Genomic DNA, 7,593 nt, shown 5'->3' with positions numbered 1-7,593 from the left:
CAACTCGGCGCCCATCCCGCGCCCGCGCCACACCGACCCGCGCACGCGGTGGTAGCGCCCGAGCAGCTCGGCGGCCTCCTCGACCTCGCCTGCCGCGACGAGCCCGCGGATCCGCGTGGAGGTCACCGGCGCGCCGCCGACCTCGATCAGCTCGTGGGCCACGACGCCGAATCCGTGCGTCTCCCCGGACTCGGCCAGCGAACGCACGCCGCCGGACGCGTGGCGGCCGTAGCGGAAGTCGCGGCCGACCACGACCTCGACCGGGGCGCACGCGTCCATGAGCACGTCGGTGACGAACCGGTCCGGGGCCGTGTCGGCGATGTGGCGGCAGAACCCCACGACCACCACCACGTCCGGGCCGACCTCGGACAGGTACGCGAGCTTCTCGTCGAGCGTGAGCAGCTGCGGCATCGCGGTGTCCGGCGAGACCACCTGGTCGGGGTCGCGGTCGAAGGTGAGCACCGCGCACTGCACACCGCGCTCTGCTGCGAGCGCGATCGAGTCGCGCACGAGCGCCTGGTGACCGAGGTGCACGCCGTCGAACACTCCGAGCGCGACCACGACGCGCCCCAGCGGCTCAGTGCCGCACTCCCACTCGAGGATGCGCGTCGTCACGTCGCGGTCCTGATCACGGCCTCGGGCAGGAGCCGGTCGACCGCCATGCGGTACACCGCCGCGAGTGTGCCATCGCACGTGACAGCGAACCGCTCGCCCTCGGTGGCGCCGACGGCCGGCACGGGCAGCGGACGCCCCTGGCGGACGAGGTCGGGGTCACCTTCGATCGCGGCCAGCCCGAGCGCGGCAAGCGGGTCGGCGAACAGCGGCGCTGCGTCGCGGCCGGCGGCCACGACCTCGTCGATCGTGTGCGCCTGCTCGACCGCGAGCGCCCCGCTGGCGGTGCGCCTGAGCGCCGAGACGTGCGCAGCGCTGCCGCATGCGCGCCCGAGGTCGCGGGCCAGCGCTCGCACGTACGTGCCCTTCGACACGCGCAGCGTCACATCCCAGGTGCGCGCGTCCGCGTCCACGGCCGTCAGCGCGGCCTCGTGCACGACCACCCGGCGCGGCGCGAGATCGAGGGGTTCGCCCGCGCGCGCCGCGCGGTGGGCGATCCTCCCGTCGGTCTTGAGCGCCGAGTACGCGGGAGGCACCTGCTCGATCTCACCGGTGAAGCCGGCGAGCACCTCGGCGGCATGCACCGGGTCGAAGACGTCGTCCGGCACCGGCGCGTAGCGCGTGACGGTGCCCTCGGAGTCGTCGGTGTCGGTCTCGGCGCCGAAGGCGAAGCGCGCGGTATACGACTTGTCCTCGGCGGACAGGAAGCGCTCGAGGCGGGTGTACGGCCCCACGAGCACGACGAGCAGTCCGGTCGCGAGCGGGTCGAGCGTGCCGGCGTGACCGACGCGCCCCTCGCCGGTCGCGCGCCGCACTGCGGAGACGACGTCGTGACTGGTCGGCCCCTGCGGCTTGTCGATCGGCAGGATGCCCGCGAGATCGGTCGCTCCCCGCCTCGACCGCATCAGCCGCCCGCCCCCGGCAGCAGCGGCAGCGCTTCGGCGAGGAAGTCCTCGCGAAGTCCCGCGTAGGTGAGCCCCGCCGCCGCGGCGTGCCCTCCCCCGCCGAAGCGACGGGCGACAGAGCCGACGTCGAAGCCGTTCTTGGAGCGCAGGTTCACGCGGCACTCGGCCCCGCGCTGCTGCGCGAAGACGACCACGTCAACGCCGCCGAGCATCCGCAGCATGTCGACCAGGTGCTCCGTCTCCTCGGGCAGGGCGCCCGTGGCGGCGAAGTCCTCGTCGGCGATCCACGCGTGCGCCACGCGGCCGCCGTTGAGCAGCTGGAGGCGCGAGAGCGCCAGTCCCGCCAGCGCGACCGCGCCGTGAGAGCGCTCCTCGTAGGCCTCCCGCGAGGCCGCGGCCGGGTCGGCTCCGGCCTGCACCATGTCGGCCGCGTCGCGCAACGCCTGCGGCGTGGTGTTGGAGTAGCGGAAGCCGCCGGTGTCGGTGAGCAGCGCGACGTACAGCGAGTGCGCGAGACGCTCGTCAACGGAAAGGCCGCGCAGGTCGCCGAGGTGCGCGAGCAGGCGCCAGACCATCTGCCCGACCGCGGCAGCCTCCGTGTCCACGAGGTTCATCGTGCCGAACCCGAGGTTGTCGGGGTGGTGGTCGAGCACGATGACGTCGACCGCGCCGGCGGCGAGACGCCCAGCGGCGCCGAGCCGCTCGACGTTGGGCGTGTCGAGTGCGACGAGGACCTCCGGGGCGTCGAGGTCGCCGGCGGGCACGTACTCGTCGAACCACGGCAGGAACGCGTAGGTGGCCGGCGCGCGCCCGTCCTCGTCGGCGAGCGTGGGGACCGCGTCCACGCCGCATGCGCGCAGCGCCGCCGCCAGCGCGAGCGTGGAGGCGACGGCGTCGCCGTCCGGGCGGATGTGGGCGCAGACGGCCACACTCGTCGCGGAGACGAGCCGCTCGGCGGCGGCCCGGTATTCGGCGTCGGACAGGCCCACGGCGCTACTCGCCCTCGCCCTCGTCCGGGACGTGCGGCGGCACGTGCTTGAGCGCCTCCGCGATGCGCATGCCCTCGTCTACGGACGGGTCGATGCGGAACTCGAGGTGCGGCAGGTACTTCATCGAGACGCGGTGCGACAGCTCGCGGCGGATGCGGTTGCCCGCCGACTCGAGCCCGGCGATGACCTCGCGGTAGCGCTCCTCGCCGCCGTGGGCGGTGACGTAGACGACAGCCGTGCGGAGGTCGGGCGCCGTGTCGACGCCCGTGACGGTGACGAGGGTCAGGCGCGGGTCGCTGATCTCGTCGACCAGGACCTCGGCCAAGGCCTCCTTCATCGTCTCGTTCACCTTGCGCATGCGCGGCGAAGCGGACATGGGCTTGTGATGCGCCTCCGGACTCGGCTACTCGGTGCGGGCGACCTCGACGACCTTGTAGGCCTCGATGACGTCGCCCTCCTTCACGTCCTGGAAGCCCTCGACGCCGATGCCGCACTCGTACCCGCTCTTGACCGACTTCACGTCCTCCTTGAAGCGGCGCAGCGAGTGGAGACGCCCCTCGAACACGACCGTTCCGTCGCGCACGATGCGCACCTGGTCGTCGCGGGTGATCTCGCCGTCGGTCACGTAGCAGCCGGCGACGGTGCCGACCTTCGGCACCTTGAACAGCTCGCGGACCTCGACCCTCGCGGTCTCCTCCTCGACGAACTCGGGAGCGAGCATGCCTACGCGGGCGGCGTTGATGTCCTCGATCGCCTGGTAGATGACGCGGTAGAGCCGCACATCCACGTGGACGGTCTCGGCGAGCGACTTGGCCTTGGGCTCGGGACGGACGTTGAAGCCGATGACGATGGCGTCGGACGCGTCGGCGAGCTGGATGTCGGACTCCGTGATGGCGCCGACCGCGGAGTGGATGACGTTGATGCGCACCTCGGTCTGATCCATCTTGTCGAGCGCGTCCTTCAAGGCCTCGATCGAGCCTTGGACGTCGGCCTTGACCACGAGGTTCAGGTCCTTGATCTCGCCCTCGGCGATCCGCGCGAACAGGTCGTCGAGCGAGACGTGCTTGCGCTCCTGGTGCGCGAGCAGGCGCTTCTTCAGTGCACGCTCCTCGGCGATCTGCCTCGCGGAGCGGTCGTCCGCGACGACCTTGAACTCATCGCCGGCGCTCGGCACCGATGCGAGGCCGAGCACCTCGACCGCGTCGGCGGGGCCCGCGTCCTCGGCGGTGTCGCCCCTGGGGTCGACGAGCGCGCGCACGCGGCCGTGGCTGGTCCCGGCGACGAGCGCGTCGCCGGGCCGCAGGGTGCCGCGGCGCACCAGCACGGTGGCGACGGGGCCGCGGCCCTTGTCGAGCTTCGCCTCGATGACGACACCCGAGGCGTGCGCGTCCGGGTTCGCGGACAGCTCGAGGACGTCGGCCTGGAGCAGGATCATCTCGAGGAGCTCGTCGATGTTGAGGTGCTTCTTGGCCGACACGTCCACGAAGATGTTCGTGCCGCCCCACGCCTCGGGCACGATCTCGTGCTCGGTGAGCATCTGGCGCACCTGGTCGGGGTTCGCGCCGTCCTTGTCGATCTTGTTGACCGCCACGATGATCGGCACACCCGCGGCGCGCGCGTGGTGGATGGCCTCGACGGTCTGCGGCATGACGCCGTCGTCGGCGGCCACGACGAGCACGACCACGTCGGTGACGTTGGCGCCGCGCGCACGCATGGCGGTGAAGGCCTCATGGCCGGGGGTGTCGATGAAGGTGATCTGCTTGCCGTCGTGGAAGACGACCGACGCGCCGATGTGCTGCGTGATGCCGCCGGCCTCGGTGGCCGCGACGCCGGTGGAGCGGATCGCGTCGAGCAGCGAGGTCTTGCCGTGGTCGACGTGGCCCATGACGGTCACGACCGGCGGCCTGGGCCGCAGGTCGGCCGGGTCGTCCACGACGGCCTCGCCGGTCTCTTCCTCGGGGGCGACGATGTTGACCTGCGTGCCGAGGTCGTCGGCGACGATCTCGATGAAGTCGCGGCTCATCGCCTGGTTGACCGTGAGCGGCGAGCCGAGCAGGAAGAGGCGCTTGATGATCTCGTTGGGTGACACCTCGAGGGCCTCGGCGAAGTCGCCGACGGTGATGCCCTCGGTCACGGTGACGCCCGCGGCGACGGCGACGTCGTGCCTGCCGGCCGCCTCGTGGTGGACGGCCTCCTCGTGGTCGTCGGCCACACGCGCCTTCTTGGCCTTCTTCTTCTTGCCGGAGTCGGTCGTGGTGGCTGCGGCGCGGGCGGCGTCGATGATCGCGGTCTGCTTGGCCTTCTGCTCGGCCTCGGCCTTCTCGGCCATCGCCTTGTAGCGCGCCTTCTCCTCGGCCTCGATCTGCGCGGCCTCTTCCTTCTCCTTGGCGAGCCGCGCCTCCTCCTCGGCACGCTGCTCGGCCTCGGCCTTGGCGCGCGCTTCCTCCTCGGCGCGGCGCTCGGCCTCCTCGGCCTCACGCACCGCGCGTGCGGCCTCCTCGGCCTTGCGCGCCTCCTCCTCGGCCTTCTTGGCGGCCTTCTCCTCGGCCTTGCGGCGCGTCTCCTCTTCCTTGGCGCGCTTCTCCTCGTCGGCCTTGCGCTGCGCCTCGATCTGCGCCTGACGTGCGGCGATCTCGGGTCCGAGCTTCTTGCGGATGCGGTCGACGTACGCCTCGGCGAGCGCCGACGCGTGGTTCTTGGCCGGGATCTTCAGTTCTGCGAGGTGGTCGAGGAGCTCTTGGGAGGTCATCCCGAACTCCTTGGCCAGCTCGTGCACTCTCATCGTGGGCATCGCGTCACCAGTTCCTTCTTCTAAGCCTTCGTGCGGGACTCGAGAACCCCCTCGAGGTCCCTTCGCAGCCGCTCCAGGTCGTCTTCCATGAGGTTCACCCGGAGCGCTGCGGTGAACCGGCGCCGCTTGGCGGCGGCGTCGAAGCAGTCGGTCTTCGCGCACAGATACGCCCCGCGCCCGTTGGCCTTGCCGGTCACGTCGAGGACGACGTGGCCGTCGGGTGTGCGCACGATGCGGACCAGGTCCCGCTTGCCGGCCTGCGTCCCGCAGCCGACACACGTGCGCTCGGGTGTCTTGCGCGCCTTCACTTACTCGGCGGCCTCCTTCTCGTGGATCCCGCAGTAGTGGCTGCCCGGCTTGGCCTTGTTGCGGCAGCGCAGGCCGGTCGACGTGACGGCGACACAGCGTCCGTCGAAGTCCTCGCCCGTGCCCTCGTCGGTACCTCCCGCGGCCGCGAGGCCGGAGCCGACGGCCTGCTGGACGCTCTTGATGTCGATGCGCCAGCCGGTCAGCTTCGCGGCGAGGCGGGCGTTCTGGCCCTCCTTGCCGATGGCGAGCGACAGCTGGTCGTCGGGGACGATGACCGTCGCGGTGTGCGTGTCCTCGTCGACGCGCACGCTCTGGACCTTGGCCGGCGAGAGCGCGGCGCCCACATACGCGGCGGCGTCCTCGTGCCACGGGACGACGTCGATGCGCTCGCCGCGCAGCTCGGAGACGACCATGCGGACGCGCGAGCCCTTGGGGCCGACGCACGCGCCGACCGGGTCGAGCGAGCCCTCGCGGCTCGCCACGGCGACCTTGGTGCGCATGCCCGGCTCGCGGGCGACGCTCTTGATCTCGACGACGCCGTCGTAGATCTCGGGCACCTCGAGCTCGAACAGGCGACGGATGAGGCCGGGGTGGGTACGCGAGACCACGATGGACGGCTCGCTGCCGCTGCCGCGGCGCACCTCGGTGATGTAGGCCTTGATCCGCTGGTTGTGCTCGTAGCGCTCGTTCGAGGGCTGCTCGGTGGGCGGCAGCAGCGCCTCGACGCCCTCACGCAGCTTGATGAGCGTGTAGCGGCTGTCGGACTGCTGGACCGTGCCCGTGACGGACTCGCCGACGCGGTCGGCGTACTCGTCGTAGATCTTGTCGCGCTCCGCGTCGCGGATCGACTGGGTGATGACCTGCTTGGCGGCCTGCGCGGCGAAGCGCGAGACGCCCGACGGGGTGATGTCGCGCTCCTCGGTGACCGGCTCCTCCTCGGTGCCGCCGATGCGCACGAGCTCGTAGACGTGGATGTGGCCGCTGTCGCGGTCGATGGACACGCGCAGGTCGTTGTCCATGTCCTCCATCTGCTCGAGCAGCTCCGGGTTGCGCCCGTACGCGGTGGCGATCGCGGACTCGAGCTTGTCGAGCATCTCGTACTCGTCGATGCCCTTCTCGCGTGCGAGCGCGACCAGCGCCTCCATAAGCTCGGAACTCATCTTGGGAACCTCGTCTCTTCCGTTTCGCCTAGAACTCGATGTCCACTTTCAGGTGTGCGCGTGCGATGACCGCGAACGGCACCCTGTGAGTCGTCCCGTCCGTGTCGATGACGACCGCGTCGCCGTCTGCCGAGGCGATCGTCCCGGTGAAGTTGCTCCTGCCGCCCACCGGCGCCGACGTGCGCACCTTCGCGCGCTCGCCGACGTGGGCCGCGAAGTCGGACGGCTTGGCGAGCGGTCGCTCGATGCCCGGCGAGCTCACCTCGAGCGTGAACGCGCCGCCGATGAGGCCGCTCTCCTCGACCGTGGTCGAGATCCAGCGGTTCGCCCCGGTGATGGCGTCCAGGTCGATGCCGCCTTCGCGGTCGAGGTAGACACGCACCGTCGGGTTGCGGGTCGCGCCCACGACCTCGACGGCCACGAGCTCAAGCTCGTGACCTGCGGCTTGTGCCTCGAGCATGGCGCTGAGGCGGCTCTCTAGGTCATGCGCGGCCAAACCGATCACCCTCCGACAACAAAGAGAAGCGGGACAAGCCCACTTCTCGAAGACGACGTGCTGTTCCGACGCCTGCGGATTCTACCGCAGCGTGCGGTAAGGGTCAAAGTGCAGGACGTGAGCGGAACGGGCCTAGCCGGCGAGGGCGGCGCGCATCTCCTCGATGCGGCGGGCGACGTGCGCCGCCGCTCCGGCGAGCGGCACGCTCGTCCGCTCCCCGCTCGCGCGGTCCTTGACCTCGATCGCGCCCTCGGCGAGCCCCTTGCGCCCCACCCCCACCCGCCGCGGCCCGCCCGTGAGGGCCCGCGCGGCGCACCTGACGCCGGGACGC

8 protein-coding genes and 1 pseudogene (1 of these 9 running past the window's edge) are annotated in these 7,593 nt (G+C 71.4%); all 9 read right to left on the bottom strand.

The features are described from left to right. A partial coding sequence (locus FDZ70_02870) for a hypothetical protein (protein TLM79503.1) occupies nucleotides 1–693 on the bottom strand: 693 nt, incomplete at its 3' end. Beyond that, entirely contained in the window at nucleotides 612–1,517 is a 906-nt protein-coding gene (truB, locus tag FDZ70_02865; GenBank protein ID TLM79502.1) for a tRNA pseudouridine(55) synthase TruB, read from the bottom strand. The genes truB and FDZ70_02870, both read right to left, overlap by 82 nt. Beyond that, complete coding sequence (locus tag FDZ70_02860) at nucleotides 1,517–2,506, bottom strand: bifunctional oligoribonuclease/PAP phosphatase NrnA (protein ID TLM79501.1); 990 nt, start codon at nucleotides 2,504–2,506, stop codon at nucleotides 1,517–1,519. The genes truB and FDZ70_02860 overlap by 1 nt, the downstream gene beginning before the upstream one ends. 4 nt (nucleotides 2,507–2,510) lie before the next feature. Continuing rightward, entirely contained in the window at nucleotides 2,511–2,882 is a 372-nt protein-coding gene (gene rbfA, locus FDZ70_02855) for a 30S ribosome-binding factor RbfA (protein ID TLM79500.1), read from the bottom strand. A 27-nt stretch (nucleotides 2,883–2,909) separates the two neighbouring features. Continuing rightward, nucleotides 2,910–5,297: a translation initiation factor IF-2 gene (gene infB, locus FDZ70_02850; GenBank protein TLM79499.1), complete on the bottom strand. Its 2,388-nt coding sequence runs from the start codon at nucleotides 5,295–5,297 to the stop codon at nucleotides 2,910–2,912. Nucleotides 5,298–5,317: 20 nt separating this feature from the next. After that, nucleotides 5,318–5,605: a YlxR family protein gene (locus FDZ70_02845; protein TLM79498.1), complete on the bottom strand. Its 288-nt coding sequence runs from the start codon at nucleotides 5,603–5,605 to the stop codon at nucleotides 5,318–5,320. Then, nucleotides 5,606–6,766 carry a transcription termination/antitermination protein NusA gene (gene nusA, locus FDZ70_02840; protein ID TLM79497.1) on the bottom strand — a complete coding sequence of 387 codons (1,161 nt, stop codon included), beginning with the start codon at nucleotides 6,764–6,766 and terminating at the stop codon, nucleotides 5,606–5,608. Nucleotides 6,767–6,794: 28 nt separating this feature from the next. Further along, nucleotides 6,795–7,226 carry a ribosome maturation factor RimP gene (locus tag FDZ70_02835; protein ID TLM79496.1) on the bottom strand — a complete coding sequence of 144 codons (432 nt, stop codon included), beginning with the start codon at nucleotides 7,224–7,226 and terminating at the stop codon, nucleotides 6,795–6,797. A 168-nt stretch (nucleotides 7,227–7,394) separates the two neighbouring features. Beyond that, nucleotides 7,395–7,593, bottom strand: a pseudogene (locus tag FDZ70_02830) (proline--tRNA ligase); it runs 1,613 nt beyond the window's last position.

This window comes from Actinomycetota bacterium (assembly GCA_005774595.1).
Lineage (GTDB): Bacteria > Actinomycetota > Coriobacteriia > Anaerosomatales > D1FN1-002 > D1FN1-002.
Note: the sequence above shows the minus strand (reverse complement) of the source record. Positions and strands in the feature narration are given on the sequence as shown.